The 26,125-nt window shown below is 65.4% G+C and carries 29 protein-coding genes; 19 read left to right on the top strand and 10 right to left on the bottom strand.

The window, feature by feature from the left end; all coding sequences use genetic code 11:
• Nucleotides 1-85 precede the first annotated feature (85 nt).
• The 6 genes from ACAX61_RS02975 (at nucleotide 86) to ACAX61_RS03000 (ending at nucleotide 4,068) form a co-directional block, all read left to right on the top strand.
• On the top strand, nucleotides 86-1,141 hold the full coding sequence (locus tag ACAX61_RS02975) for a COX15/CtaA family protein (RefSeq protein WP_370713329.1): 1,056 nt from the start codon (nucleotides 86-88) through the stop codon (nucleotides 1,139-1,141).
• Nucleotides 1,138-1,455, top strand: coding sequence for a divalent-cation tolerance protein CutA (gene cutA, locus ACAX61_RS02980; protein WP_370713330.1), 318 nt, complete (start codon nucleotides 1,138-1,140; stop codon nucleotides 1,453-1,455). The genes ACAX61_RS02975 and cutA overlap by 4 nt, the downstream gene beginning before the upstream one ends.
• Before the next feature lie 159 nt (nucleotides 1,456-1,614).
• A complete protein-coding gene (rplM, locus tag ACAX61_RS02985) occupies nucleotides 1,615-2,094 on the top strand; it encodes a 50S ribosomal protein L13 (RefSeq protein ID WP_370713331.1) in 480 nt (159 codons plus the stop codon).
• On the top strand, nucleotides 2,094-2,654 hold the full coding sequence (gene rpsI, locus ACAX61_RS02990) for a 30S ribosomal protein S9 (RefSeq protein ID WP_370713332.1): 561 nt from the start codon (nucleotides 2,094-2,096) through the stop codon (nucleotides 2,652-2,654). The genes rplM and rpsI overlap by 1 nt, the downstream gene beginning before the upstream one ends.
• A gap of 198 nt (nucleotides 2,655-2,852) precedes the next feature.
• Nucleotides 2,853-3,257 carry a hypothetical protein gene (locus ACAX61_RS02995; protein ID WP_370713333.1) on the top strand — a complete coding sequence of 135 codons (405 nt, stop codon included), beginning with the start codon at nucleotides 2,853-2,855 and terminating at the stop codon, nucleotides 3,255-3,257.
• A 61-nt stretch (nucleotides 3,258-3,318) separates the two neighbouring features.
• Nucleotides 3,319-4,068: a class I SAM-dependent methyltransferase gene (locus ACAX61_RS03000; RefSeq protein ID WP_370713334.1), complete on the top strand. Its 750-nt coding sequence runs from the start codon at nucleotides 3,319-3,321 to the stop codon at nucleotides 4,066-4,068.
• Nucleotides 4,069-4,079: 11 nt separating this feature from the next.
• On the opposite strand, the gene ACAX61_RS03005 is transcribed toward ACAX61_RS03000, so the two are convergent.
• Nucleotides 4,080-4,826 (bottom strand): metallophosphoesterase family protein, encoded by a 747-nt coding sequence (locus ACAX61_RS03005; RefSeq protein ID WP_370713335.1) that lies wholly within the window; start codon nucleotides 4,824-4,826, stop codon nucleotides 4,080-4,082.
• Nucleotides 4,823-5,659 carry a diacylglycerol/lipid kinase family protein gene (locus ACAX61_RS03010; protein WP_370713336.1) on the bottom strand — a complete coding sequence of 279 codons (837 nt, stop codon included), beginning with the start codon at nucleotides 5,657-5,659 and terminating at the stop codon, nucleotides 4,823-4,825. Before ACAX61_RS03010 ends, ACAX61_RS03005 begins: the two co-directional genes overlap by 4 nt.
• A 111-nt stretch (nucleotides 5,660-5,770) precedes the next feature.
• Here ACAX61_RS03010 and ACAX61_RS03015 point away from each other — a divergent pair, with 111 nt between their 5' ends.
• Nucleotides 5,771-7,114, top strand: a complete 1,344-nt coding sequence (locus ACAX61_RS03015) for an Nramp family divalent metal transporter (protein WP_370713337.1) — start codon at nucleotides 5,771-5,773, stop codon at nucleotides 7,112-7,114.
• On the opposite strand, the gene ACAX61_RS03020 is transcribed toward ACAX61_RS03015, so the two are convergent.
• Nucleotides 7,111-8,496, bottom strand: a complete 1,386-nt coding sequence (locus ACAX61_RS03020; RefSeq protein ID WP_370713338.1) for a helix-turn-helix domain-containing protein — start codon at nucleotides 8,494-8,496, stop codon at nucleotides 7,111-7,113. The two genes, ACAX61_RS03015 and ACAX61_RS03020, sit on opposite strands and share 4 nt — an antisense overlap.
• A 126-nt stretch (nucleotides 8,497-8,622) precedes the next feature.
• Here ACAX61_RS03020 and ACAX61_RS03025 point away from each other — a divergent pair, with 126 nt between their 5' ends.
• From ACAX61_RS03025 to ACAX61_RS03040, 4 genes are all read left to right on the top strand, one after another.
• The gene (locus tag ACAX61_RS03025; RefSeq protein ID WP_370713339.1) at nucleotides 8,623-9,210 is read left to right on the top strand and encodes a PRC-barrel domain-containing protein; all 588 of its coding nucleotides are present in this window, start codon (nucleotides 8,623-8,625) and stop codon (nucleotides 9,208-9,210) included.
• Nucleotides 9,211-9,417: 207 nt separating this feature from the next.
• A complete protein-coding gene (locus ACAX61_RS03030) occupies nucleotides 9,418-10,092 on the top strand; it encodes a murein L,D-transpeptidase catalytic domain family protein (protein ID WP_370713340.1) in 675 nt (224 codons plus the stop codon).
• A 61-nt stretch (nucleotides 10,093-10,153) separates the two neighbouring features.
• Entirely contained in the window at nucleotides 10,154-10,666 is a 513-nt protein-coding gene (locus ACAX61_RS03035; RefSeq protein ID WP_370713341.1) for a CinA family protein, read from the top strand.
• Nucleotides 10,663-12,714: an NAD(+) synthase gene (locus ACAX61_RS03040; RefSeq protein ID WP_370713342.1), complete on the top strand. Its 2,052-nt coding sequence runs from the start codon at nucleotides 10,663-10,665 to the stop codon at nucleotides 12,712-12,714. Before ACAX61_RS03035 ends, ACAX61_RS03040 begins: the two co-directional genes overlap by 4 nt.
• A 4-nt stretch (nucleotides 12,715-12,718) precedes the next feature.
• Here the strand turns inward: ACAX61_RS03040 and ACAX61_RS03045 are convergent, their stop codons facing one another.
• Nucleotides 12,719-13,375 (bottom strand): RBBP9/YdeN family alpha/beta hydrolase, encoded by a 657-nt coding sequence (locus ACAX61_RS03045; protein WP_370713343.1) that lies wholly within the window; start codon nucleotides 13,373-13,375, stop codon nucleotides 12,719-12,721.
• Between the two features lie 173 nt (nucleotides 13,376-13,548).
• Here ACAX61_RS03045 and ACAX61_RS03050 point away from each other — a divergent pair, with 173 nt between their 5' ends.
• The 5 genes from ACAX61_RS03050 (at nucleotide 13,549) to wecB (ending at nucleotide 16,808) form a co-directional block, all read left to right on the top strand.
• Nucleotides 13,549-14,292, top strand: a complete 744-nt coding sequence (locus tag ACAX61_RS03050; RefSeq protein ID WP_370713344.1) for a TlyA family RNA methyltransferase — start codon at nucleotides 13,549-13,551, stop codon at nucleotides 14,290-14,292.
• A gap of 65 nt (nucleotides 14,293-14,357) precedes the next feature.
• On the top strand, nucleotides 14,358-14,912 hold the full coding sequence (locus tag ACAX61_RS03055; protein WP_370713345.1) for a TspO/MBR family protein: 555 nt from the start codon (nucleotides 14,358-14,360) through the stop codon (nucleotides 14,910-14,912).
• Between the two features lie 35 nt (nucleotides 14,913-14,947).
• Nucleotides 14,948-15,214 (top strand): accessory factor UbiK family protein, encoded by a 267-nt coding sequence (locus tag ACAX61_RS03060; RefSeq protein ID WP_370713346.1) that lies wholly within the window; start codon nucleotides 14,948-14,950, stop codon nucleotides 15,212-15,214.
• Between the two features lie 87 nt (nucleotides 15,215-15,301).
• Nucleotides 15,302-15,640 carry a hypothetical protein gene (locus ACAX61_RS03065; RefSeq protein WP_370713347.1) on the top strand — a complete coding sequence of 113 codons (339 nt, stop codon included), beginning with the start codon at nucleotides 15,302-15,304 and terminating at the stop codon, nucleotides 15,638-15,640.
• A gap of 43 nt (nucleotides 15,641-15,683) precedes the next feature.
• Complete coding sequence (gene wecB / locus ACAX61_RS03070) at nucleotides 15,684-16,808, top strand: non-hydrolyzing UDP-N-acetylglucosamine 2-epimerase (RefSeq protein WP_370713348.1); 1,125 nt, start codon at nucleotides 15,684-15,686, stop codon at nucleotides 16,806-16,808.
• Nucleotides 16,809-16,866: 58 nt separating this feature from the next.
• Here wecB and ACAX61_RS03075 read toward each other — a convergent pair whose 3' ends face one another.
• Both ACAX61_RS03075 and rpsU read right to left on the bottom strand, forming a co-directional pair.
• Nucleotides 16,867-17,496 (bottom strand): FKBP-type peptidyl-prolyl cis-trans isomerase, encoded by a 630-nt coding sequence (locus ACAX61_RS03075; protein ID WP_370713349.1) that lies wholly within the window; start codon nucleotides 17,494-17,496, stop codon nucleotides 16,867-16,869.
• A 107-nt stretch (nucleotides 17,497-17,603) separates the two neighbouring features.
• A complete protein-coding gene (rpsU, locus tag ACAX61_RS03080; RefSeq protein WP_034160206.1) occupies nucleotides 17,604-17,810 on the bottom strand; it encodes a 30S ribosomal protein S21 in 207 nt (68 codons plus the stop codon).
• A gap of 154 nt (nucleotides 17,811-17,964) precedes the next feature.
• Here rpsU and ACAX61_RS03085 point away from each other — a divergent pair, with 154 nt between their 5' ends.
• The gene (locus ACAX61_RS03085) at nucleotides 17,965-19,254 is read left to right on the top strand and encodes an MFS transporter (RefSeq protein ID WP_370713350.1); all 1,290 of its coding nucleotides are present in this window, start codon (nucleotides 17,965-17,967) and stop codon (nucleotides 19,252-19,254) included.
• A gap of 6 nt (nucleotides 19,255-19,260) precedes the next feature.
• On the opposite strand, the gene ACAX61_RS03090 is transcribed toward ACAX61_RS03085, so the two are convergent.
• From ACAX61_RS03090 to ACAX61_RS03105, 4 genes are all read right to left on the bottom strand, one after another.
• Complete coding sequence (locus ACAX61_RS03090; RefSeq protein WP_370713351.1) at nucleotides 19,261-19,653, bottom strand: response regulator; 393 nt, start codon at nucleotides 19,651-19,653, stop codon at nucleotides 19,261-19,263.
• A 63-nt stretch (nucleotides 19,654-19,716) separates the two neighbouring features.
• Nucleotides 19,717-22,122 carry a tetratricopeptide repeat-containing sensor histidine kinase gene (locus ACAX61_RS03095; protein ID WP_370713352.1) on the bottom strand — a complete coding sequence of 802 codons (2,406 nt, stop codon included), beginning with the start codon at nucleotides 22,120-22,122 and terminating at the stop codon, nucleotides 19,717-19,719.
• Nucleotides 22,123-22,217: 95 nt separating this feature from the next.
• Entirely contained in the window at nucleotides 22,218-23,471 is a 1,254-nt protein-coding gene (locus ACAX61_RS03100) for an EAL domain-containing protein (RefSeq protein ID WP_370713353.1), read from the bottom strand.
• Nucleotides 23,472-23,874: 403 nt separating this feature from the next.
• Nucleotides 23,875-24,648: a competence/damage-inducible protein A gene (locus tag ACAX61_RS03105; protein WP_370713354.1), complete on the bottom strand. Its 774-nt coding sequence runs from the start codon at nucleotides 24,646-24,648 to the stop codon at nucleotides 23,875-23,877.
• A 64-nt stretch (nucleotides 24,649-24,712) separates the two neighbouring features.
• On the opposite strand from ACAX61_RS03105, the gene map reads away from it, so the two are divergent.
• Nucleotides 24,713-25,540, top strand: a complete 828-nt coding sequence (gene map, locus ACAX61_RS03110) for a type I methionyl aminopeptidase (protein WP_370713355.1) — start codon at nucleotides 24,713-24,715, stop codon at nucleotides 25,538-25,540.
• Nucleotides 25,541-25,727: 187 nt separating this feature from the next.
• Complete coding sequence (locus ACAX61_RS03115; protein WP_370713356.1) at nucleotides 25,728-26,066, top strand: P-II family nitrogen regulator; 339 nt, start codon at nucleotides 25,728-25,730, stop codon at nucleotides 26,064-26,066.
• Nucleotides 26,067-26,125: the final 59 nt, after the last annotated feature.

Consider the following 26,125-nt stretch of genomic DNA (forward strand, 5'->3'; position numbering starts at 1 on the left):
GAGGTTACAACATTACATTCGACTTTTTTGCATATGGCAATTCGTCCCATCGACGGCCGGTCCGCGGCATCCTAAACAGCCGCGCGTGACAACAAGTGCTGCTTCCACCCCCGCGCCCCGCCCCCGTTCGGGCACCGATCGTCCGCGCGCCATTGCCCTTTGGCTCTGGTTCGTGGCCGCGCTGATCGTTCTGATGGTCGCGGTGGGCGGCATCACCCGGCTGACCGAATCGGGCCTGTCGATTACCGAATGGAAGCCGGTTTCGGGCACCATCCCGCCGCTTTCGGATGCCGACTGGCAGGTGGCGTTCGCCAAATATCAGGCAACGCCCGAATATCAGCAGATCAACGCCGGCATGAGCCTGTCGGATTTCAAGTTCATCTATTTCTGGGAGTGGTTTCACCGGCTGCTGGGGCGGTTGATCGGCATCGCCTTTGCGCTGCCGCTGCTGTGGTTCTGGGTGCGCGGGCAGATTCCGGCAGGGTATCGCCCTCGCTTGCTGGCGCTGCTGGCACTGGGCGCCGCACAGGGGGCGGTCGGCTGGTGGATGGTCGCGTCCGGCCTGGTCGACCGCACCGATGTCAGCCATTTCCGACTGGCCGCGCATCTGATGCTGGCATTGTTCATTCTGGGCGGGCTTGCGTGGACCGCACGCGACCTGACCGCGCTGGCCCACAATACGTCTGAGCGTCCCGCCCGGTTGCGCCCGGTCGCTGTCGTCGCGCTGGCCGTGCTGGCGGTGCAGATCATGTTCGGTGCCTTTACCGCCGGGCTGAATGCGGGGCTGGTCACCGATGAGTGGCCGCTGATGAACGGGCGCCTGATCCCGCAGGCGAACTGGTCCGACGGTGTGTTCGCCGCGGTCCTGAACGATCCGTTCGCCATCCACTTCGTCCATCGCTGGTGGGCCTTTGTCGCGCTGGCGGCGCTGATCGTGCTGGCACGTGCGTCGAAGCGTGCCGGGGATCGGCGCGCTGCCATCGCCATTCACGCTGCAGTCGGCATCCAGATTCTGCTGGGCATCGTCACCGTCATTAGCGGCGTGGCGTTCCACCCCGCGCTGACCCATCAGGTCGTCGGCGCGCTGCTGGTCATCGCCGCCGTATCCGCGGCCCACGCCGTTGGCAGGAGCCCCGCATGAGTGACATCGCGATGCTGCACGTAACCTTCGGCACGACCGAGGAGGCGGAGGCGATTGCACGCGCCGTGGTCGAGGAACGGCTGGCCGCCTGTGCCAATGTCATGGCGTCCTGCACCTCCGTCTATCGCTGGCGCGATACGGTGGAGAGCGAGATCGAGACGCCCGTGCTGTTCAAGACCAGCATGTCCCGCGCCCTGGCGCTGCGCGACCGGATCGTCGAGCTGCACAGCTATGATTTGCCCATCATCGAATTGTGGCCCGCCGCCGCCACCGATCAGGGGCTGACGTGGATCGAGGAAAGCACGCGCGACTGACGCTATTTGGCTCGTTTTCAGCCCATGGTATCCTGATACCCGTCAGCAAAGCCGCCCGGAAGCTTGACTTACAGCGGCCCCCGCGTCATTGGGCGCACCACGCACGCCGCCTTTTACCGGGCGGCGTTCCGTTTTCCCTATCAGAAGGTCGATAGAGCCATGAAGGCCCTCATGAAGACCACCAAGTCGGTCAAGCCCGCCGAGGTGGAAAAGAAGTGGCATATCGTCGATGCCGACGGCCTGGTGGTCGGTCGTGCAGCGACGATCATCGCCAATGTCCTGCGCGGCAAGCACAAGACCAGCTTCACCCCGCACGTCGATTGCGGTGACAATGTCATCGTCATCAACGCCGACAAGGTTCGCTTCACCGGCAAGAAGCTGGCGCAGAAGACCTATTACAAGCACACCGGCTATGCCGGCGGCATCAAGGAAGTGACCGCAGCCAAGGTGCTGGACGGCCGTTTCCCGGAACGCGTGCTGGAAAAGGCAATCGAGCGCATGATCCCGCGCGGCCCGCTGGGCCGTCAGCAGATGCGCAACCTGCGCATCTACAAGGGTACCGAGCATCCGCACGAAGCGCAGAACCCCGAAGTCCTCGACATCGCGTCGATGAACCGCAAGAACAAGGTGGGCGCATAATGTCCGACAACCGCCAGTCCCTCTCCGATCTGGCCGCGCTGACCCAGGGTCAGCCGCAGGGTGAGACCCAGCAGGCCGCCGCCGCTGCCGAAGCCGATGCACCGGAAGCGGGTGCCGCTCCCGTCCAGCCCGCCGCGCCGACGATGCCGCTGCGTGAGCAGGAAGTCGACGCCTATGGCCGCTCCTATGCGACCGGCCGCCGCAAGGACGCCGTCGCACGCGTCTGGCTGAAGCCGGGTTCGGGCAAGATCACGATCAACGGTCGCGATCAGGAAGTCTATTTCGCGCGTCCGACGCTGCGTCTCGTCATCAACCAGCCGTTCGGCGTTGCCGAGCGCGAAGGTCAGTATGACGTCGTCTGCACCGTCAAGGGCGGTGGCCTGTCGGGCCAGGCGGGCGCCGTGAAGCACGGCATCGCGCAGGCGCTGACCCGTTACGAACCGGTGCTGCGCGCGCCGGTCAAGGCGGCCGGCTTCCTGACCCGCGACAGCCGCGCGGTCGAGCGTAAGAAGTACGGTAAGGCCAAGGCCCGCCGCAGCTTCCAGTTCTCGAAGCGCTGATCGTCCTTACGACGACGAAATTGGGGCGGTCCGGCAACGGGCCGCCCTTTTTCGTGCCCGCGCCGTCGAACCCGGTGCGGCAGCACGGAACATGGGAGACGCGTCGGGGATAGAGCGGCAATGCATGTCCGCGCCCGCCCCCTGTCGGGGATCCCCTCTGTCCTTTGCCTGTGCCTATCCGCATGCGGCGCGCCGCAATTGGCCACCCCGGCGGACGACGTGCCGGTTCCAGCGGAGCCGGTCGGCCTGCGCCCGCTGCTTCCCGAAACGGTCGAAGCCGCTGGTCTGACGGGCGAGCTGGCATGCAGCTTTACCGCCCGCAACGAAATGCTGCTGCTGGCGCGTGGCAACGTCGCCGCCGCCGGTCCCGCCAATGCGCTGATCCGCAGCGATGCGGGGCCGGTACGCCTGCAACGCCCCGGCGGTTTCGATGCGATGATCGACGGCGGCCGTTTCGAAGGGTCCGGCGCGCGCGTCCACATCGCGCTGACCGGCCCTGCAGTAGCACCAGGCGAATCACCGCCGCGACCCGCGACCCTGGCGCTCGAACGAAGCGGCACCTCACCCTGGCGCGTGGCCGGTGAGTGGACCTGCGGCCCTTGATCGCAGCGCTCTGTCGCAAGATGCTTGACCTTACCCCCTTGGCCCGCTTCACCGCCCGCCCATGACAACCCGCCACGCGACCGGCTTTCTGCCGCGCAACGACGTCCGCCTTGGCCCCGATGGCTGGCGCCAGACCCTGCGCGACCGCGCCTTCACCATCGCGTGGGGCGCGATCCAGTGGCCGTGGCTTGCCCGCAGCCTGTCGGGCGGACGGCCCAGCGACAAACGGGCGCTGCTCGACCGACTGTCCCTGCCCCATGACGCCCTGCCCAATCTGGGCAGCTGGAAGGCCGATACGGGGTTGCTGCGCCTGATCGTGCACGAGATCGAGGCGCGTCGCCCGCAGGTCGTGGTCGAACTGGGCGCGGGCGCATCCAGCCTGATCGTTGCGCGCGCGCTGCAACTGCATGGCGGCGGCCGGCTGCACAGTCTGGACCAGCATGCCGATTTCGTCGCGGGCACGCATGAATGGCTGAACGAACACGGGCTGGATGCCGACATGCGCGCCGCGCCGCTAATCCCCGCGCCCGAAGGCTGGCCGGGTCTGTGGTATGACATCGCCGGGCTGCCCGACCGGATCGACCTGCTGGTGATCGACGGGCCGCCATGGACCATCCACCCGTTCGTGCGCGGTGCTGCGGAGGTGTTGTTCGAGCGGCTGTCGGTTGGCGGCACAATCATGCTGGACGACGGCGCCCGCCCCGGCGAGCGGGTGGTGGCGTCGCGCTGGCGGCGGAACTGGCCGAACTTCTCGTTCGAGCTGGCGACCGACGGGACCAAGGGCACGTTGATCGGCCGCCGCCTGCGCTGATTATCGGCGCGTCAGACCTTGTGGTCGGGCGCGTCCATGATGCGGGCGATGGTTTCGAACTCCCGCCCCACGACGCGGATTTCGTTGAAGGACGGCCGCGTTTCGCGGACCCGTTCGGACAGGGTGCCCGCCCCGATCAGGCGGACGGTGCGCCCGTCCACCTCATGTTCGATGTCGAAGGGGTCATGGACATGGCCCGTCAGCACCGCATGAGCGCCCGCGCGGGCCAGTTCGGACAATGCGCGCCGCCCGCCCCGCGTCCGTGCGTCGGTGCGCGTGCCTGCCTCGATCAGGGGATGGTGCGCGGTAACGAACACCAGATCGTCCGCCGATGCCGATTCGACCAGCCGCACCGTGTGCGCCAGCCGCTGCGGCGTGACATTGCCCTTTGACCAGTTGAAGCGCATCTGCACCCGCGCCGTGGTTCGCAGCGGCGCGATGGTCACGCCCTTTACGTCCAGCGGCCGCGCGATCATCCGCTCCAGCGTCTTGTAGCGGCGATAGGGCAGGAACAGGCGCCGCAGCGGGTTATAGACGGGCAGGTCGTGATTGCCGACCTCTACCGTCGTCGGCCGGTCCAGCGATTCGAGCCACTGGGCCGCCGCCTCGAACTCTCCGGAACGCGCGCTTTGGGTCAGGTCGCCGGTCATCAGAATGGCGTCCGGCGACTCTTCGCGGACGATCGAGGCGAACCACGCAAGCGCCGCCTTGTCCTCCGCTCCGAAATGCAGGTCGCTGACATGGAACAGCCGGATCATGCCGCCTCCCTCCGGGTTGAAACAAAGCGCGGCTCGCTCATGCCGCCGGTGATGCGCGTGCCGCGTTCCAGCCGTTCGGGTTCGCCGTCGAACAGCGCCAGTACGGGGCGGCGGCTTTCGATCACCAGATGACGCGTCAGTGTGTGCGTGACCGACCGCGCATCGACCCACTCACCCGACACCCAGTTCCAGCCCAGCTCCACGATGGAGCGCCATTCGCGCGCGTCAATGCCTGCCACGTCCAGCCCGCGCCGGTCGGGCTTGACCAGCACCGCCTGATATCGCCGCCGCAGTCGGATCGAGCCGGAAACGCGCACCCCCTTGCCGAACGTCCGCCCCCATGCGTGGCGAAGCGCCCGCAGCAGCGACAGGAACCGGCGCTGGCGCACCGCTTCCCGCGCGCGGAACCACTGCGCGGCGGGGCCGATGATCACCCCAACAAAGGCGCGGTGCGGGCCTGCTTCGACAAAGGGCATGGCGATCGTGCGGTAATCTTCATGCGCGGCATGGATGATCGCATGGGGATCGACACTGTCGTGCAGTTCGCGCGCCAGCAGGTTCATCGTGCCGCCCGGCAGGATCAGGAAGCGCCCATCCCAATCGGCCAGCGCACACAGCGCCGCGTTGATCGTGCCGTCCCCTGCGAACAGCACCAGCGTATCCGCCTGCGCGCGGGTCAGCGTGTCGATGTCGGGCAGCGATTCGTCGGGAAAGCCGGTGCGCCCGACCAGCGTCAGTCCGCGTTCCTCGAACACAGCCTCGATCGCGTCGCATTTCTCCTGCGTGGCCGAACCCGAATTGGGATTGGTCACGAACCACAGATTCCGCATCATTTCCCCCGTAGGACGGATCGACAACGAACCGATCGAATGAAGGATGCAGCCAAGCGGCCGCAACATGGTTATGGGTGGCCAGAGCAATGTGCGAAGGGGACCGCGCCGATCATGGCACCGCCACCAGCCGCCGGGGGATTGATGGACGGCGATATTCGAACGCCCAGCTTGCCCGAAAGCTATCGCAGCGTACCCGTGCCGCCGGCGGGCAGCGGCCAGTTCTGGCGCAAGCTGGGGGCATTTGCCGGGCCGGGTTATCTGGTCGCGGTGGGTTATATGGACCCCGGCAACTGGGCCACCGATCTGGCCGGCGGATCGGCGTTCGGATACACGCTGCTTTCGGTCATCCTGCTGTCGAACCTGATGGCGATGGTTCTGCAATCGCTGTCGGCCAAGCTGGGTATCGTCGCGGGCCGCGATCTGGCACAGGCCTGTGCCGAGCAATATGGGCCGGCCGCGCGCTGGGTGCTGTGGGCGTTGTGCGAGCTGGCGATCATCGCCTGCGATCTGGCCGAGGTGATCGGCACGGCCATCGCGCTGCAATTGCTGTTCGGTATTCCGCTGGTCGCGGGCATTGCGATCACGGCGGTCGACGTGATGCTGATCCTGGCGCTGCAACGCTTTGGCTTTCGCAAGCTGGAGGCGTTCATCATTGCGCTGCTGGTCATCATCGCGGCCTGCTTCGCGGTCGAGCTGGCGCTGGCCCAGCCCGATTTCGCCGCCGTTGCACGCGGGCTGGTCCCCTCACCCCAGATCGTCACCAATCCTGCGATGCTGTATATCGCCATCGGCATTCTGGGCGCGACGGTGATGCCCCATAACCTGTATCTGCACAGCTCGATCGTCCAGACGCGGTCGTTCGTTCAGGATGAGGCGGGCAAGCGCGACGCGCTGAAACTGGCGACCATCGATTCGACCGTGGCGTTGGCGCTGGCCTTTTGCATCAACGCGTCGATCCTGATCCTGGCGGCTGCGACCTTTCACACCGCCGGGCGCAACGACATTGCCGAGATACAGGACGCGTACCAGCTGCTGACCCCGATGCTGGGCGCCGGGCTCGCCAGCACGCTGTTCGCGGTCGCGCTGCTGGCCTCGGGACAGAATTCGACGATCACCGGGACACTGGCCGGGCAGATCGTGATGGAGGGGTTCCTGCACCTGCGCATGCCGGTGTGGCTGCGCCGGATCGTTACCCGCCTGATCGCCATCGTGCCCGCGGCAGTAGTGGCGGCGCTTTACGGCGAAAGCGGCACCGCGCGGCTGCTGGTGTTGAGCCAGGTGGTCCTCAGCCTGCAATTGCCCTTTGCCGTCTGGCCGCTGGTTCAGTTCACCAGCGACCGCAAGCTGATGGGCGGTTTCGTCAACGGCCCGGCGCTTAAGGTCATTGCGTGGGGCATCTGTTTCGCGGTGATCGGGCTAAATCTGACGCTGCTGTTCCAGACCTTCGCCGGTTAATCGGGGGCAAAGACGAACGGGCTCAGCCCCGCGTCGCGATCGTTGACGATGCGGGTGCGTCCGGTGGGCGGCGCGCTGCGCTGGGGACAGTTGGGGCGGGTACAGGCGGTGCAGCCAAGCCCGATCGGTGTCGCCCGCCCGGCAAGATCCAGCCCCCGTGCCGCCGCCAGCGACCCTGCTTCGGCAGCGGCGACGCCGACCACCACGGCAAAGCGCCCGCGCACGCCGCCGATGCGCGCCGAATGCGGCTGAACACTGCGCGCCATCGTCAGCCAGCGGGCGCCGTCTTCAGTCTCCACCAATTGCGTCAGCAACTCGCCGGGTCGGGCCAGCGCCTCGAACACGTCCCATAACGGGCATAATCCGCCCTCTACCAGCGGCGCGGCACTGGCCCCGGCATAGCGTTTTGACACCTGCCCCGCCCGATCGACGCGCAGCATGAAGAAGGACAGCCCGCGCGAGCCGACGCGTTGCAGCGTGGTCAGCCTGTGGGCGACCTGTTCGAAGCCCGCCCCGAAGCGGCGCTGGAGCAATTCGATGTCATATCCCGTCGCCTCGCACGCGCGCAGGAACCGGGCATAGGGCATCATCACCGCCGCCGCGAAATAGCCGGTGACGTGCCGCCGGAACAGGCGCTCAGCCACCCGGTCGGCAAAGGCGGCGCCGCGGACCAGTGCGTCCACTTCCCCCTGCGCCTCAGCCGCCAGCCGTTCGGCCATCGCAAACACGCGGCTGGCGGGGTCGAGAAGTTCGGACAGCTGAAGCTGGCGCGCGTGCAGGTCCAGCCGCCGCAGCCGGTCGGGCATCACGTCCACCGGCAGGATACGGACGGACAGCTGGTGGCGGCTTCGCAACCGGTCGGCAATCGCCTGTCCCAGATCGCCGCTGCCCAGCCGCAGCTCATCGGCCAGCGCCTCCGCCGCCAGATCCAGATCGGCGAAGTGATTGCGCCAATGTTCGATGGCACGACGCACATCATGCGCGACGCGGTGATTCGCGTCGTCGGCACCGCCGCCCCCGCCCGCGCGGCGCGAATCGAATGCGCGGGCAAATGCCTCTGCACCGCCGGGCGCGCCCGCCAGCCATTCCTCCAGCTCGGCCCGGTCGATGTCGAGGTCGGCGAACATCGGATCGGCCAGCCGCCGCCGCATTGCCGCCGCGCCGCCCCCCGGCTCTCCCGCCGCCAGCGCGCGCGCGTCGAAATCGAACCGCTCGGCCAGACGCACCAGCAATGTTGCCGACACGGGACGCTGATTGCGCTCCACCAGATTGAGATAGCTGGGCGAGATGTCGAGCGCCTCCGCCATGGCGGCCTGGGTCAGCCCGGCCTGTCGACGCACGCGGCGCACCGCATGTCCGGCGATCAGCTTGCGTTCGGCCATGGATCGGTCCCCTTCCCGTGACGAAGCTGACCCGGCGGGCGGTTGTGGTCAATTCTTACCGGATGACCATTTGGAACGACGCCGCCACAGCCCGCGTTCAGGCGCCGCAACTGGACAGGAACGCTTATGCCGCTTGCCGAACTTGCGGGATGGATCGCGCCGGCCGCGACGATGATCGCTGCGATGATGACTGCCGCCAATCTGGGCGCACGCGTGACCGGATGGGGCTTTGTCGTGTTCTCGGTCGGGTCGGTGGCGTGGTCGATCGTGGGACTGACATCGGGGCAGACCAATTTGTTGCTGACCAACGGTTTCCTCACCTTCGTCAATGCCGTCGGCATCTGGCGCTGGCTGGGTCGGCAGGCGCGATACGATCGGGGTGGTGAGCGTGCGCAGCAGCGCAGCGCGCGCGAACACGGGCAGGACAAGTTCGCAATGGGCCAGGTCGCCGGCGCCAAGGTTGTCGACGAAAGCGGTGAAGCCATCGGCCATGTGGTCGACGCGATGCTCGGCTGTCAGGATCATGCCATCGAATATCTGGTCGTCAGCTGCGGCGGGTTGGGCGGCGTGGGAGAGACGCTGCACGCCGTCGAACCCGCGCGCGTGCGTTTTGCCGCCGATGCCATCACGTTTAATGGGGATCGCGGCGCGCTATGTGCGCTTCCCGAACTGAAGGCTGATGATTGGCCGGGCCATTTGCCGCGCGCGGCCTGAATCGCCCGCACGATCGCCAACAACTCACCGCAAGAGCCGTGCCGTTGTCGGCAAGGCGTGGCCTCAATACGGCAAGAGGCCGGAACACGCGCGCCAATGCACCGAAAAGCAACCCTTTTCATGCTATAGCGGTGCCATGCTTCGAACATCGACCAAGCCTGCCGCATGGTGAACGACGTGTTGAACACTCCCGCATCCCGCCGACGGATGCTCCGCGCCGGTGGCATCACCGCCGCCGCGCTTTTCGTCCCCGGCTGTATGCGCGAGCCGCTGCAACAGGTCAGCAGCGTCGCCGACAAGGCCCCGCCGCCGCCCGTCGCACCCCGGCCCGCGCCAGTCCCGGCACAGCCGGCGCCCGCGCCGCGCATCGCCGGTGTGTCGCAGCCGCTGCTGGACCGCGCGCTTGCCGCGCTGGATGCAAAGGGCAACCAGCTTCGCCAGCGCGACCGGATCGCCATCGTCGACTTTACGCCCGCATCCTATCGCTCGCGACTGGCGCTGATCGACATTGCCAATGGCCGCATCGACAAGCTGCTGGTCGCGCACGGCATTGGGTCAGACCCCGGCCACACCGCCTTTCTTCAGCAGTTCTCGAACGAGAACGGGTCTGAAGCGACGTGCGAGGGCGCGTTCATCGCCAGCAACTATTATGTCGGTCAGCATGGTCGATCGCAGCGGCTGATCGGGCTGGACCCCACCAATTCCAATGCGATGGACCGCGCGATCGTGATTCACGGCGCATGGTATGCCAACAAGGACATGCTGAGCCGCCACGGCAAGCTTGGCCGCAGCCAGGGCTGTTTCGCGGTCGGCGAAACCGAACTGGCGCGCGTGTTCGATCATCTGGGTGAAGGCGCGCTGCTTTACGCGGCAAAGGGCTGATCGAGCGCGGATAACCTGCGTCTATTGGCGAAGCGCCTGCCCGCCCCTTAAACCGGCGGGCATGAGCGAAACCGAAACCCTGTCACCCGTCCTGCCCGACGATATCGAGGCGATGGCACGCCGCGTCCTGAAACGCGCATGCGACACCGAACGCGCGCTGGCGACGGCGGAAAGCTGTACCGGCGGCCTGCTGGCATCGCTGTTGACCGATGTGGAGGGGTGTTCGTCGGCGTTCGAACGTGGGTTCGTCACCTATTCGCATGACGCCAAGTGCGAATTGCTGGGGCTGGCGCGCGACATGGTCGAGCAGTGCCATGCCGTCAGCCGCGAGGTGGCCGTGGCGATGGCGCAGGGGGCGCTGAACGCCAGTCATGCCGATGTCGCGGTCGCCGTTACCGGTTTTGCCGGGCGTGGCGCGCCGGAGGACGAGCCGGGCCTCGTCCATTTCGGCTGTGCGCGGCGCGACGGCGAAACGATCCACCGCGAGGAGCATTTCGGTGATATCGGTCGCGGCCCGACGCGCATCGCCGCGATCCGCGTCGCACTGGAATTGTTCGAGGAGGCGCTTTCTTGACGCATCGTTTCTGGTCGCATCACGCTCATGGCTTTGTCCGCGTCGCCGCCGCGACGCCGCCGGGCGTGGTCGGCGATCCCGCCAGCGCGGCCGATCACGCAATCGAACTGGCCCGTCACGCCGACGCACAGTCTATCGACCTGGTGGTGTTCCCCGAACTGAACCTCAGCGGCTATGCCATTGACGACCTGCATCTGCAGGACGCGCTGCTGTCGGGCGTGGAGGCGGCACTGATGCGCGTGATCGAGGCCAGCGCCGCGCTGCGCCCCGTCCTGTTGCTGGGCGCACCGGTGCGCCGCAATGGCCGCATCTATAACTGCGCCGTCGCCGTCGCGCGCGGTCGGGTGCTGGGCGTCGTGCCCAAAAGCTTCCTGCCGAATTACCGCGAATATTACGAGAAGCGCTGGTTCGCGCCGGGCGTCGGGCTGACCGGGCTGGACATTGTGGTCGCGGGACAGGTGGCGCCGTTCGGCACCGACCTGATCTTTGCCGCGTCGGACGTGCCCGACTTCATCTTTCATGCCGAAATCTGTGAGGATTACTGGGCGCCGCTGCCGCCATCGACGGCGGGCGCGCTGGCCGGGGCGCTGATCTGCGGCAACCTGTCGGCATCGAATATCGTCATCGGCAAGGCGCGGGAGCGCATGGCGCTGTCGTCGGCGCAATCGGTGCGGGGCCTGTGCGCCTATGTCTATTCGGCGACGGGTCCGGGGGAAAGCACCACCGACCTTGCCTGGGACGGGCAAGGCATGATCCACGAGCTGGGCGATCTGCTGGCCATATCCGACCGCTTCGACCTGGCGGGGGAGCTGGTGGTGGCCGATGTCGATGCCGGGCGATTGCGGCTGGAGCGCGCGCGGACCGGCACGTTCAACGATTGCGCGGCGGCGAACGGCCATCCCGAAGTTCGCTTTCGCCGGATCGGTTTCGACCATCAGCCTGATTTCGCCGATGTGGGTCTGCGCCGGACGGTCCACCGCTACCCCTTCGTCCCCGAAGCTGTCGAAACGCTGGACGCCGACTGTTACGAGGCGTTCAACATTCAGGTCGAGGGCTTGAGAAAGCGCCTGACCGCCGCCGGCGCCAAGCGGCTGGTGATCGGCGTGTCGGGCGGGCTGGATTCGACCCACGCGCTGCTGGTCGCGGCCAAGGCGTTCGACCGGCTGGGCCGCCCCCGCAGCGACATTCTGGGCTTCACCATGCCAGGCTTTGCCACGGGAGAGGCGACCAAGGCCAGCGCATGGGGCCTGATGCGGGCGCTGGGCATCACCGGCGACGAAATCGATATCCGCCCCGCCGCGCGCCAGATGCTGGGCGACATGGGCCACGCCTTTGCGGCGGGTGAGCCGCAATACGACGTCACGTTCGAAAATGTGCAGGCCGGGCTTCGCACCGATTATCTGTTCCGGCTGGCCAATCAGCGGGAGGGGATCGTGCTGGGCACGGGCGACCTGTCCGAACTGGCGCTGGGCTGGTGCACTTACGGCGTCGGCGACCAGATGAGCCATTATGCGGTCAATGCCGGCGTGCCCAAAACGCTGATCCAGCACCTGATCCGCTGGACCATCGCCAGCGGCCAATATGACGATGCGGTCGCCGCCGTGCTCGAGACGATCCTGTCGACGGAAATCAGCCCCGAACTGATCCCCGCCGACGATACGGGCGCGATGCAGTCGACCGAGGGTCGGATCGGCCCCTATGCGCTGCACGATTTCTTTCTGCACCATATCGTGCGGCAGGGGCTGGCACCGTCGAAGATCGCGTTTCTGGCGTGGCACGCATGGGCCGATGCGGCGGCGGGGCACTGGCCCGCCAACCTGCCCGACGATGCGCGCGGCGCCTATGACCTGCCGACGATCGTCAAGTGGCTGGAAAGCTTTCTCGACCGGTTTTTCCGCACCAGCCAGTTCAAGCGGTCGGCCATACCCAACGGGCCAAAGGTCGCGGCGGCGGGTGCGCTTTCGCCACGCGGCGACTGGCGCGCGCCGTCGGACGGTACGGCGCGGGCGTGGATCGAAGAATTGCGCGCGGCAGTCCCGCCAATGTGAACGGTCAGCGTAGCCGATCGCGTTCGGCGGGTTCGGTCGCCAGCACCCGCCGCGCATCCGCAACGGTGCGCGGCTTTCCACTATTGTCGGCGGCGGCATCAAGAACGCGGTTCAACAATGCCCGCCCCGCCGCCCAACCGCCGATGTCGCTTGCGGCGTTCAGATGACCCTTTGGACCCGCATCGACGAAGTGGCTGCACCACTGGCTGGCCAGATCACGTGCGCGCTCGATTTCGATCCATGGATCGTCGCTGGAGGCAACGACGATCGACGGAAAGGGAAGCGGCCGGCGCGGTGACGGCTTGAATGAGAGCAGATCAGGATGCGCGCCGCTGCGATCGACATCCGGCGGCGCCACCAGCAACGCTCCCGCGACGGGCCCGCGAAAGGGCCGGGGCGCCCCCATGGCCCACCACGCGACCGCCAGACAGCCCAGGCTGTGCGCCCCCAGCACCACCGGCGCGCGCGCGTCGCAAATGGACTGGTTCAATCTGGTGACCCACGCATTTCGCTCCGGCTTGTCCCACATGCCAAGCTCGGCCCTGTGCGTGTCGGGAATGTCCTGTTCCCACAGCGTCTGCCAATGGGTCGGTCCCGAACCGCCCAGCCCTGGCACCGTCAAGATGACAGGGCGATTGGGGGCATCGGTAAAGATTGTCATCGCCTGTCCTTTTCTAATCGGTGACGGGACGCGGCTGGCCAGATCGTACTAGGGACACGCCGGGCACAACCGGCCCCGTCGCCGCTTATCTAATCCCTATCGGGTTGATGGACAATATGGCGTTACTCGTGTCTGGCCCTTTTGCGACGGACGCCCGGTGGTTATGAGCGGCAATGCCAAAAAAGCGCCTGGACCAATTGATCGTCGACCGCGGCCTTGCTGAAAGCCGAACCCGCGCGCAGGCGCTGGTGATGGCGGGGCTGGTCTTTTCCGGCACGCGCAAGCTGGACAAGCCGGGCCAGTCGCTGGCCGAGGATGCAGAGATTGAGGTGCGCGGGCGCGATCACCCATGGGTGTCGCGTGGCGGGATCAAGCTGGACCACGCGCTCGGCCAATTCGGATGGGACGTGACCGGGGCCGTCGCCATCGACGTCGGCTCATCGACCGGCGGCTTTACCGACGTGCTTCTGACGCGCGGCGCCGCGCGGGTTTATGCCGTCGATTCGGGGACCAATCAGCTCGCGTGGAAATTGCGGCAGGACGCACGCGTCATCGTTCACGAACAGACCAGCGCCCGCGTCCTGACCGACGCGCACATCCCCGAACCCGTCGATCTGGTGGTATGCGACGCCAGCTTCATCGGGCTGGCCAAGGTGCTGGAGCAGCCGCTGTCCTTTGTCGCGGCCGGCGGTCGGCTGATGGCGCTGATCAAGCCGCAGTTCGAGGCGGGCCGTGATGAGGTCGGCAAGGGCGGCGTCGTGCGCGATCCCGCCGTCCATGCCCGTGTGTGTGAAGAGGTTCGCGACTGGCTGACTGGGATCGGCTGGACTGTGGAGGGCGTTACCGAAAGCCCGATCACCGGGCCGGAGGGCAATGTCGAATTCCTGATCGCCGCGCATCGAGCCGCACAGGATTGATGCCGCGCGCGCCGCAAGCTAGGGCGGGATGCCATTTCGGGCACCATTAAAGCATAAGGGTTGCGATGCGCGAGATCGCGTCAAAGGGCCAATTGCGGCGTTCGCTGGCCCGCCGCATCGCGGTGACTGTGCCAATTATCCTGCTGCTCGGCTTTCTGTCAGGCCGGTCGGCACCGTCGGGCGACGAAAACCAATGGTATCTGGCACTGGCCAAGCCCGAATGGCAGCCGCCGGGCTGGGCGTTTCCGGTCGCGTGGACGCTGCTCTACGCACTGATGGGCGTGGCGCTGGCCCTGATCCTGAACGCCCGAGGCGCACGCGGTCGCAATGTCGCGATCGGCCTGTTCGTCGCCCAGTTGCTGCTCAACTTCGCATGGACGCCGGTGTTTTTCGGGCTGCACCTAGTGAGCATGTCGGCGGTGCTGATCCTCGCCATCTTGGCGCTCGCGATTGCCACCACATTTGCATTTGCCCGCGTGCGGCGCGCGGCGGCGTGGTTGATGGTCCCCTATCTGGCGTGGCTCAGCTTCGCGTCGTTGCTGGCCTGGGACATCGACCGCCGCAACCCTGCGGGGGAGACCCTTGTTCCTTCGGGGACGACCACCCAAATTCGCCTTTGACCCTATCGCTTCGGCTCCAAACGGATTTTCAGCACATGCAGACCGAGAACCGCATTTTCGACGACTTCGCCAAGCTGCTGAACGGCGCTGCGGGTACGCTGGCCGGCATGGGCCGCGAGGCTGAATCGGCGGCGCGGGAACGTGCGCGCGAATGGATCGGCGGGCTGGATTTCGTGGCGCGTGAGGAATTCGAAGCGGTAAAGGCGATGGCTGCTGCTGCGCGCGACGAAAATGACGCGCTGAAGGCCCGTATCGCCGCGCTCGAAGCCAAGCTGGCAAGCAATCCGACCAGCGCGGTCTGATCCGCGACGGGCCGTGCGACCCACGGCCCCGCCCGGCTGGACGGGCCTTACCGCAAGTGCGAAGGACGCACCATGACCCAGATGGTGATGCGCATCCTGTTCGTGGTGGCGGCCGCGGGGGTTACCTTTTTCGCCCTGGTGCCCGGTTCATTGGGCATGATCATCGAATCGGGTGAGCAGCGCCACATCCTGGCTTTTGCCGTTTTGCCCGCCATCAGCGCCTTTGCGTGGCCGCGGATCGGTCCGTTCGTTCAGTGGCTGGGTTACGCGCTGTTCGGTGCGGCTATCGAGCTGGTTCAAGGCTGGATGGCGGTGGGGCGGGCCGCCGAGATGAACGACTGGTTGGTCGACATCGCCGCCGCCGCCCTGTCGCTTCTGGCCGCGCAGATGATTCGCGCGCGCCCTGCGGCGGTACCAGCGGTCTGACACGATCCGGGCGTCGCGAGCGATGCCATGATACAGGCGGGTAATGACCCGCATTCTCGTCGTATTCGGCACCCGCCCCGAAGCCATCAAGATGTTTCCCGTGATCGCCGCCTTACGCGCGAAGCCTGAACTGGACGTGCGTGTCTGCGTCACGGCGCAGCATCGCGGGCTGCTGGATCAGGTGCTCGAAATTGCCGGGTTGCGGCCCGACATCGACCTCGACCTGATGGAGCCCGGCCAGTCGCTCGACCGGCTGACGGCACGCTTGCTGACCGGCCTGGGCGAGGTTTTGGACGCAGACCGACCCGCGCGGGTCGTGGTGCAGGGGGATACCGCGACCGCCATGGCCGGTGCGCTCGCTGCCTATTATCGCAAGCTACCGGTCGCGCATGTGGAGGCAGGCCTGCGGTCGGGAGATATCCACCACCCCTGGCCAGAGGAAGTGAACCGGCGGCTGATCGCACCGATTGCCGACCTTCATTTCGCGCCGACCGAGACGGCGGCGCAGGCGCTGCGGCGCGAGAATGTCGACCCGGCCGCCATTCATGTGACCGGCAACACCGTGATCGACGCGCTGCAATGGACACGCGCGCGCCTTGCCGAGCGCCCCGCCCTTTCGGCGGAGATGGACGCGTTGGCAGAGCGATTCGCGGGCAAGCGCATCGTGCTGGTGACGACGCATCGGCGTGAGAATTTCGGGGACGGCATGGCGGGGATCGCGCGCGCCATTGATGGCCTGGCCACGCGGTCCGATGTGGCGGTGGTGTTCCCCTGCCACCCCAATCCGGCGGTGCGATCGGTCATGGACGCGGCGCTGGGCGACCGGCCCAATGTCGCGCGCGTCGAACCACTCGATTATCCCAACTTCATTCGTGCGCTGGACCTGTCGACAATCGTTCTGACCGATTCGGGCGGCGTGCAGGAAGAGGCACCGGCATTAGGCAAACCGGTGCTGGTCATGCGCGAGACAACCGAACGATCCGAAGCCGTGGCGGCAGGCACTGCGCGATTGGTCGGGACCGAGCCCGGCCGCATCCTATCAGAATGCGTCCGGCTGCTGGACGACCCTGCCGCTTATGCCGCGATGGCGCGGGCGCATAATCCGTTCGGAGACGGTCATGCCGCGCCGCGAATCGCGACATTGATTGCGAACGCGCACCGGCGATGAACCGGTGTGCGGATCGCTGGTCGAGAGAAATCGCGGAGGCAGCACGCCCCGCGCGTAATCAGCGCTGCGGCGCTGCGCCTTCGGGAGCGCCCTGACCCGGAGCACCGCCCTCGCCCTGGGACTGCATCATCTGCTGCATCTGCATCTGGCGAATCACCGCTTCAGGCATGAAATCGACCATCTCGATGTCGAACACGAGCAGCGAGTCGGCCGGGATCACTTCCTGCCCGGTTTGCGGGTTGGTCTGGGCCGACGCGCCATAGGCCAGTTCGGGCTTCATCCAGACACGATACTTGGCGCCCTTGGGCATCAGCTTCAGCGCCTCGGCAAAGCCGGGGACGACGCCCTTGGGCGACAGGGGCGTCGGCTGACGGCTCTCGTCGAACACCGTGCCGTCGCGCAGCTTGCCCGAATAATTGACCAGAACCAGGTCCGCATCGGTGGGCGTCGCGCCGCCCTGCCCGGCTTCAAGCACCCGATATTGCAGGCCGCTCTCGGTCTCGACGACGCCGGGCTGACCGGCGTTATAGGACAGGAACTGGGCGTTGGTGCCGGTTTCGGCGACCACGCCGGCCGTCCCCTTCCACGCAAGCGCGAAGGACAGGACCAACGCGGCGGCGATGGCGACCCACAACCAGACGACATAACCGCGCTTGACGGGCTGAATCGGCACGGCGGTGATCGACATGATGCGCGGTCCTAGTACTGGCGCGCGGGCATCAAGCGCCCGGCCGCCCGGTCAGTAATGTTCAGAAAACGAACGGCCGGCCCAAGGGGACCGGCCGGTCGGGCACCTTAACGGGCGCCGTCGCGCTCCAGGCGCTTACGCTCCAGCTTGCGCGCGCGGCGGACCGCGGCGGCGCGCTCACGCGCACGCTTTTCGCTAGGCTTTTCATAGTGACGGCGCAGCTTCATCTCGCGATAGACGCCCTCACGCTGCAGCTTCTTCTTGAGCGCCCGCAGCGCCTGGTCGACATTGTTGTCGCGAACGATGATTTGCATAAGGCCGTCTGACTCCGATCTTCTAGCGCAATGAAACAGGGGTCGCCGAAGGGCACCCCTCGCACGTTGCCCGCGCCCTACGCCCGATGGCCGCCGATTTCAAGCCCGGATACCGCGCTTTGCGGCGGAACGGTGCTGGCCTAGAAGCATCGGGATGGCAGATGCGACCCCTCCCGGCCGGGCAATGCGGCTTCGTTCGATCATTGGCGGATCGGCCGGCAATCTGGTCGAATGGTATGACTGGTACGCCTATGCGGCCTTCACCCTGTATTTCGCGCCGCATTTCTTTCCCTCTGGCGACCCGACGGTCGAATTGCTTCAGGCGGCGGCCGTATTTGCCCTGGGCTTTTTCATGCGACCCATCGGCGGGTGGCTGATGGGCGTCTATTCCGACCGGCACGGGCGCAAGGCGGGGCTGACCCTGTCGGTCGCACTGATGTGCGCGGGGTCGCTGATCATCGCGGTCGCGCCGACCTATGCCACGGCAGGCGTGCTGGCGCCGGCGCTGTTGCTGGCGGCGCGGTTGCTCCAGGGGTTGTCGGTCGGCGGCGAATACGGCGCCAGCGCGACCTATTTGTCCGAGATGGCGGGACGTGGCCGCCGGGGTTTTTTCGCCAGCTTCCAATATGTCACGTTGATTTCGGGGCAGTTGCTGGCGCTGGGCGTGCTGCTGGTGCTCCAGATGGTGATGAGCGAGGCCGCGCTCGATGCCTGGGGCTGGCGCATTCCCTTTGCAATCGGCGGGTTGCTGGCGGTCAGCGTCTTCTGGTTGCGACGCGGGCTGCTGGAGACGCAGAGCTTTCACAATATCGGCAAGGACGGCCCCCGATCGGGCTTTTGGACCTTATGGGCGCAGCACCCGCGTGAGAGTGTGACGGTGCTGCTGCTGACGGCGGGCGGCACGCTCGCCTTCTATGCCTATTCGATCTACATGCAGAAATTCCTCGTGAACACGGCGGGGTTCGCCCGCGAAACCGCATCGGCAATCATCGCAGGCGCGCTGTTCGTGTTCATGGCCATTCAGCCGATGGCCGGTGCCCTTTCGGACCGGATCGGGCGAAAGCCGCTGATGGTCGGCTTTGGCGTGATGGGCGTGCTGTTCACCTATCCCATCTTCACCACGCTGGCGGGCACACGCGATCCGTGGGCGGCGTTCGCCATCTGTGTCGGCGCGCTGGTGATCGTCAGTGGGTACAGCGCGATTTCGGGCGTGGTGAAGGCCGAGATGTACCCCGCCCATATCCGCACGCTTGGCGTCGCCCTGCCCTATGCCATCGCCAACGCGGTGTTCGGCGGGACGGCCGAATATATCGCGCTATGGTTCAAGAATGCCGGGAATGAGGCCGGTTTCTACTGGTATGTCACCGGCATGATCGGCGTGTCGCTCATCACCTATCTGATGATGCGCGACACCCGCGACCACACATTGATTGCCGAGGATTGAGCCCGGTCAGAGGATAAGGTCGGATTCGCCGGCCCGTGCGGCAAGGATGCGGCCAATCGCGTCGAACAGCGCATCCATCGCCACGGGTTTGAACAGCACCTCGTCCGCGCCCAGCCGCTTGCATCGTTCGGTGAGGTCGGGCGCGGTGTCTGCCGTCACGACGATAATGGGCAGTTCGCCCTTTGCGTCGGGACGCGCACGGATGCGCTCGACCGTTTCGAACCCATCGATGCCGGGCATTCGCAGATCGACGAGGATCACGTCGAAATCCTCCGCATCGATGCGGCGAAGCCCCTCTTCGGCTCGATCCGCCTCGGCCATCGTGGCTCCGGCAACGTCAAGCATGTCCCTGACGACGCGACGGTTCATCGCATCGTCTTCAATGAATAGAACGTTCATCGCCGGTTCTCCGACTGATGTCCGTTACGGATAAGGTTTGCGACCATGGGGCCTGCTATCCGATCATGCGGCATGCGAGGCAAGGGGCAGTTCACCTTCAGCCTTCCTCTCGAAAAGGCGCGCGGCCAGCGCGGGCCCTGCAATCGGTTTTTCGATCAATGTCACACGGTTGGACCGGGCGAGCCATTGAAGGACAGCTTCTGTCGGCTGTTTCCACAAAATGAAGGTCGCGACCGACCATTCGGCCGCTGCGCCGGAAAGCGTGGCAAGCGCCAGCAAACGCGAATCGTCATCGTCACCGATGGACGCGAAATCGGCCAAAATCCGCGTCGCGCCGTCCATCGCGGCGATCGCCGCTTCGATCGTGGTGACTGCCACGACCTCTCCCACGCGAGGCGCCAGCAGCGTGCGCAACATGCTGCGCGCGATCGGGTTCGCCTCCAGCAGGATCAGCGCATCGTCGTTCCGCGCGGTCGGCAAATCCGCGGGCGCCTGTGCCACAATCAGGGGCAGGCGAACCGTGAACACGGCGCCGGTGCCCACATCGCTCGCCAAAGAAATGTCGCCACCCAGTGCCCGCGCCAGATTGCGGCAGATGGTAAGGCCCAGCCCGGTGCCGCCATATTGCCGAGTCGTGGTCGAATCGGCCTGCTTGAACGACTCGAAGATTTCGCCGTGCTTGTGAGTCGGAATGCCGATGCCGGTATCGCGAACCGAAATGCTGAAGTGCCGGCCATCCTCCTCAACCATGGCACTCAGCCCGATCGACCCCGATTCGGTGAACTTCAGTGCATTGGACAGCAGGTTCGACACCAGCTGGCGCACACGGCCAGCATCGGTTTCGATCCAGCGGGGGGCCGATTCCAGCGCGCATTCGAACGTCAGCCCCTTGGCGCGGACCTGTTCCTCCCACATGCGCGCGACGTCGGTCAGGGCAGCACGCAGGTCGGCGGGTTCCGGCGCGACCGTCAGATTGCCATTCTCCATCTTGGCCACATCAAGGATGTCGTCGACCAACGCCCGCATCGTCAGGCCCGCCCCGTGCACGACCTGAACCCGATCACGTTGCGCGAGCGGCAAGGCGCGGTCGGCCAGCATCACCTGGGTCATGCCGAGAATGCCATTCAGGGGGGTGCGAATCTCGTGGCTGGTCGTCGCAAGGAATTCGGTCTTGGCAGCGAGCGCCTTGGCGAGCGCATGGTTGCTCCGCTCCAGTTCGACATTGGCCGCGGCAACCTGATTGCGGCTGCGGCGGATGGTCACCAAGCCAAAGCTGAGCAAGCCGACGATCACCGCCGCACCACCCGCCACCGCGAACAACAGGGTGCGCTGGAAGCGCGCGCGTGAACGTTCAAGTTCCACACTGGCGCTCAGTTCATCGGCCTTGAGCCGGGCGATCCGAAGTTCCTGATTCGCGAAATCGAACTGCGCCGCCATCAGCGCGGTGTTGGTCGACGCCGCCAGTCGCGTCTCTTCGTCGGTTAGCCGCCGGAGCGCCTCAAGATGCGCCAGCGCGCGCGCGTCGTCGCCAGTTGTCTTGTAAAGGTCGACCGCCGCGACATGCGCCTGCCGAAACGCCGCATTCGTTTCATCAGGATCGACATTCGTAAAGACCGCTTCGAGCCATCGGCGAGCTTCGGCGATATTGCCACGCGCAAGCGCCAGTCGCGCTGCGACGGTTTCAACCTGCAGACGCGCCGCTCGACCGCCTGGTCTGGCCCGCATCGACAATGCCTGACTAAGATTGCGCTGCGCAATATCCAGCTTGCCAAGCTCAATGTTCGCGTTGACTATATTTCCCAGGATCCGTGCCTGCAGCGGTATCAGGTTTCGCGCGCGAGCAATGCGAAGCGCTCGGTCATACTCGGTGATCGCGTCGGCGTAACGCTCCTGACCATAAAGCCCGGTAGCCCGGTTATTGTAGAGCGCCAGAGCGAGCATATCGTCGCTGTCATAGGCGTCTTCAGCCTGCTGGAAATATCGGTCAGCGCGTGCGAAATCGCGTCCGTCAATGTAAAGGTTTGCAATGCTTTGCAGGGCGATCGCCTGTCCGCGTCGGTCGCCTGCCGCAATGAAGGCGCGGTGCGCCTGCTGGTATGTTCGCAACGCATCGGCGGCCCGCACCTGTTGGGCATAGATGCTACCACGCGCGAGCAGGATGTCGCCATAAAGCTTCGGCTTGCCTGCCAAACGCGCCAAAAGGGCACCACTTTCGGTGAGCGGCAGGGCCGCACCTCCATGGCCATTGCGAACCAGTGCCTCGCTACCTAACCAGCGCGCACTGGCAAGTGCCTCGCGCCGAATTCTGGTATCGCCAATCGACAACGCCTGTCGCTCGGCTAGAGCAGCCTGAGCGAACGCGGCGTTCGTATCGGCAAGCATCAAGTCGCGGGATCGGCCCAGCGTGGTTGCGACGGGTTCGGGAATGGGGCTGCCGGAGTCGGCATATGCCCCCGCAAGCGCAACCAAGGCGCAGAGGCCGAACGCAAATCGGGCAAGGGGTCTCATCAGCCACACATCCCCACCCTGGCACGCGAAGGTTTATTTCGCGTCAACGAAACCGCTCAGGCACGCTTCCAGAAACTTTCCGGCCGACCGAAACTGGGCCGCGTAACGGCCGTCGCGCTCAAATGACGTTCCTCGTCGAGGAACTGCAGAAGCGCCTGGATCGCGATTGGGCGGCTGATCAGGAAGCCCTGCGCCACGTCACAACCCATCACCCCCAACAACGCCAGCGCGGCAGGCGTTTCGACACCCTCCGCCGTGACTTCCATGTCAAGCGCATGGGCCAAGTCGATCGTCGAGCGAACGATCAGCGGGTCACGGTTGCTGCTGGTCAGTTCCAGCACAAACATCTTGTCGATCTTCAGCTCGCGCGCAGGCAATTGCTTGAGATAGGCAAGGCTCGACAACCCGGCTCCATAATCGTCTATCGCCAGGGTGATGCCGATCTCGTCAAACATGCGCAGATGCCGGATCGCACTCTCAGGATCGCGAATTACAGCCGTTTCGGTGATTTCGAAGCCGATCCTGACGGACACGCCGTCCATCATCCGGCACACTTCTTCAACGAAATCGCTATCTGCTAGCAGCAAGCCAGAGATGTTGACGAAAACCGGGATATCATGGCCGCCCGCCGCCAGCAGCAACTGATCGATCATCGCCTGCCGGATGGTCCAGAGCGTCAGGGCGCGTATCTTGTTCGATTCCTCGGCCAGCGCGATGAATTCGCCCGGCATGATCAACCCGCGTTCGGGATGCTGCCAGCGCACCAGCGCCTCGACGCTGACGATCTCCTGCCGGCGCAGATGCACCTTCGGCTGGTACTGAAGAAACACTTCCCCATTGCCGATGGCGACGGACAGGTCCCGCATCAACGTCATGCGGTCATAACAAATCTGCGCCCGGCTTAGGTCGTGGACAACCGGCTTCTCTTCAGCGCGAGCTTCCTCGAGTGCCGCTTCGGCACCCTCGGCGAAGCGGACCTCGTCACATTCATGACTGGGAATGGCGGCACCCGCCAACATCAGTTCGACCGCATGCCCTTCCCCGTCAACTTCAAATGGCGCCGCGAATCGAGCGGCGATGACGTCGATCGTCGCATCCGCATCGGTGGGCAAAGCGCCTTCGAATGCGATTTCAATCAAGGCGCGGCCGACACAGATCACTTGGGCGTTCGGCAGTAACTCGCGCACGCTGGCCGCGATATCGTTGATCAGCATATCGGCCCGCCGACATCCCAGAACGCGACGCAAGGCGGGGAAATTGCAGACCTCGGCCAGGATCATCAGCCGCCATGGCGCCAGCGCGCGCTGCACCAAACATGGCGTCGCCGACGCACGCGGCGCGTCATTAGGAATCGGATCGAGCGAAGGCACATCCAGCGACATTGTGTCCAATCGCTAATCGCAAGCTCTTTCGAAGCGGTTAACTGCGCCTTTCCGGCACAACGGATTATCGCAAGGCAGCGACCTGCATCTTGTATCGAGGTTAATTTCGAATTAACCATCTCTTCCGAGGCTTTGTTGCCTCTCAGGAGAAAAAATATGTTCGACGTCCTGTTCCGGGAAACGTACAACGAGACGATCCGTCCGTTCTGATTGCCACGGTCCGGATTGGCCGCGCGAACGCTCGGCCAATCCGGATCTCTAGTGACGCACGAAGACGAGCCCCCGCCCTGCGGGTGGCTTTTTTGTTGTCCGCCGCTTTCGATGGAGCCGATCAGATCCCGTCGGAGCCGACTGCGTAGCCGGCAACCTTCAGCCGTTCGGTCAGATCACTAAGGCACCGATCGACCGCGTCGGGATCGGCCCCGCGCACGACGAAATTGGCACCCACCCGCCCTTCGCGGAAAAAGGGATAGCTGCCGATCGCGACAGCCGCATCGCAGCTCTCCCCGCGATGCTCCCGCTCAACCGCGCGCAGCAAATCTGCCACTTCGCTTTCCGGCACCCAGCAACCGACCGTGCGGCTGACAAGTGGCCGCCCCCCTTCCAGCGTGCCGGTCAGTGCTTCCAGCATGCCAGCGGTGATGTGGGGAACGCCAGCGAGAATGAAGATATTGCCGTGCCGGATTCCCGGCGCGCCCGACATGCGATTCGGGATCAGGCCCGCCCCCTGCGGCACGCGCGCCATGCGAAGCCGCGCGTCGGTCAGGCCGCCGCGCGTTTCATAATGCGCTTCCAGCATGGCGCGCGCCTCAGGGTGGACGACTACGGGCACGCCCAGCCCCTCGGCAATCGCATCGACAGTGATGTCGTCATGCGTCGGGCCGATCCCGCCGGTGGTGAAGCAATAGTCATATCGCGTGCGAAGCGTGTTCACCGCTTCGACAATGGCGGACGTCCGGTCGGCCACCATCCGCACCTCGGACAAGCGAATCCCCTGGACGTTCAGCCACACCGCCAACTGGGCGACATTCTTGTCCTGTGTCCGGCCGGACAGGATCTCATCGCCGATAACCGCAAGGCCGGCGGTCCAGATGCGTTCGCTCATGGCAAGGGGCATAGCGTGCGCCCCGGCCCTCGCAAAGTCCCGGCCAAAAGGCTATGTCACGGCGATGACCGACTATGTGACCGTATCCCCCGACGCCCCGCTGTCGCGCAGCGGCGCGATCCACCTTTATGGCCGCGATGCATTCGACGGTATGCACCGCGCGGGCCGTCTGGCCGCCCGGATCCTTGATGAAATCGTCCCGCTAATGGTGCCCGGCACCGAAACGCGCGTGATCGACGACGTGATCCGTGACAAGATGCTGGCGGGCGGCGCCGTGCCCGCGACGCTGGGCTATCGCGGCTATACGCACAGCTCGTGCATCTCGATCAATCATGTCGTCTGCCACGGAATTCCGTCGGACCGCGTGCTGAAGGACGGCGACATCGTGAATGTCGACGTGACCCCGCTGCTTGACGGGTGGCACGGCGACACCAGCCGCATGTACCTGATCGGGGATGTCGGGCTGAAAGCGCGGCGGCTGGTCGAGGTGACATATGAATGCCTGATGCTTGGTATCGAGCAGGCACGACCCGGCAATACGATGGGCGATGTCGCACATGCCATTCAGCGTCATGCCGAAAAGCACCGTTATGGCGTGGTGCGCGATTTCTGCGGCCACGGCGTCGGCCGCCTTTTCCACGACGCACCGGAAGTCGTGCATGTCGGCCGCCCCGGCACCGGCCCGGAGCTGCGCCCCGGCATGATCTTCACCATCGAACCGATGATCAATATCGGCCGCCCGGACGTGAAGGTGCTGGACGATGGCTGGACGGCAGTGACGCGCGACCGCAGCCTGTCGGCGCAATTCGAACATTCGATCGGGATTACCGAGGATGGGTGCGAGATCTTCACGCTCAGCCCCGGCGGGTTGCATCAACCCCCCTATGCCTGATCGCGGCTGACCCAGCTGCCCAAGGATCGGGCAGCGATTGCATTATCTGCACGTTTCTTCGGCAGGCGTAGCTTCGACTGCGCCTGCCGAAGCTGCATTTGCGCCATTTTTCGCGCTGGCACACTTGATGCAAACGGCCGGGCAAGGGATGTTGGACCCAGTCGCTCCAACAGCGGGGATTCGTCGCGTGAAAAAGATCGAGGCCATCATCAAGCCGTTCAAGCTGGATGAGGTGAAAGAGGCACTGCACGATGTCGGCGTGTCCGGCATCACCGTGACCGAGGCCAAGGGCTTCGGCCGTCAAAAGGGACATACCGAACTTTACCGCGGCGCCGAATATGTCGTCGACTTCCTCCCCAAGGTGAAGCTGGAAGTCGTAGTGGACGACGGCCTGGCCGAGCGGGTGGTCGAAGCGATCGCCGCCGCCGCCCAGACGGGTCGCATCGGCGACGGCAAGATTTTCGTCATTCCGGTCGAAACCGCGCTTCGCATCCGCACGGGTGAGCGGAACGACGACGCGATCTGACGTCGCGGTTTGACGCGACGCAGCAAACGCGCTTTGGTAAAAACAACCGCGACATTTCC

It is taken from the genome of Sphingomonas sp. IW22 (assembly GCF_041321155.1).
Classification (GTDB): domain Bacteria; phylum Pseudomonadota; class Alphaproteobacteria; order Sphingomonadales; family Sphingomonadaceae; genus Sphingomonas.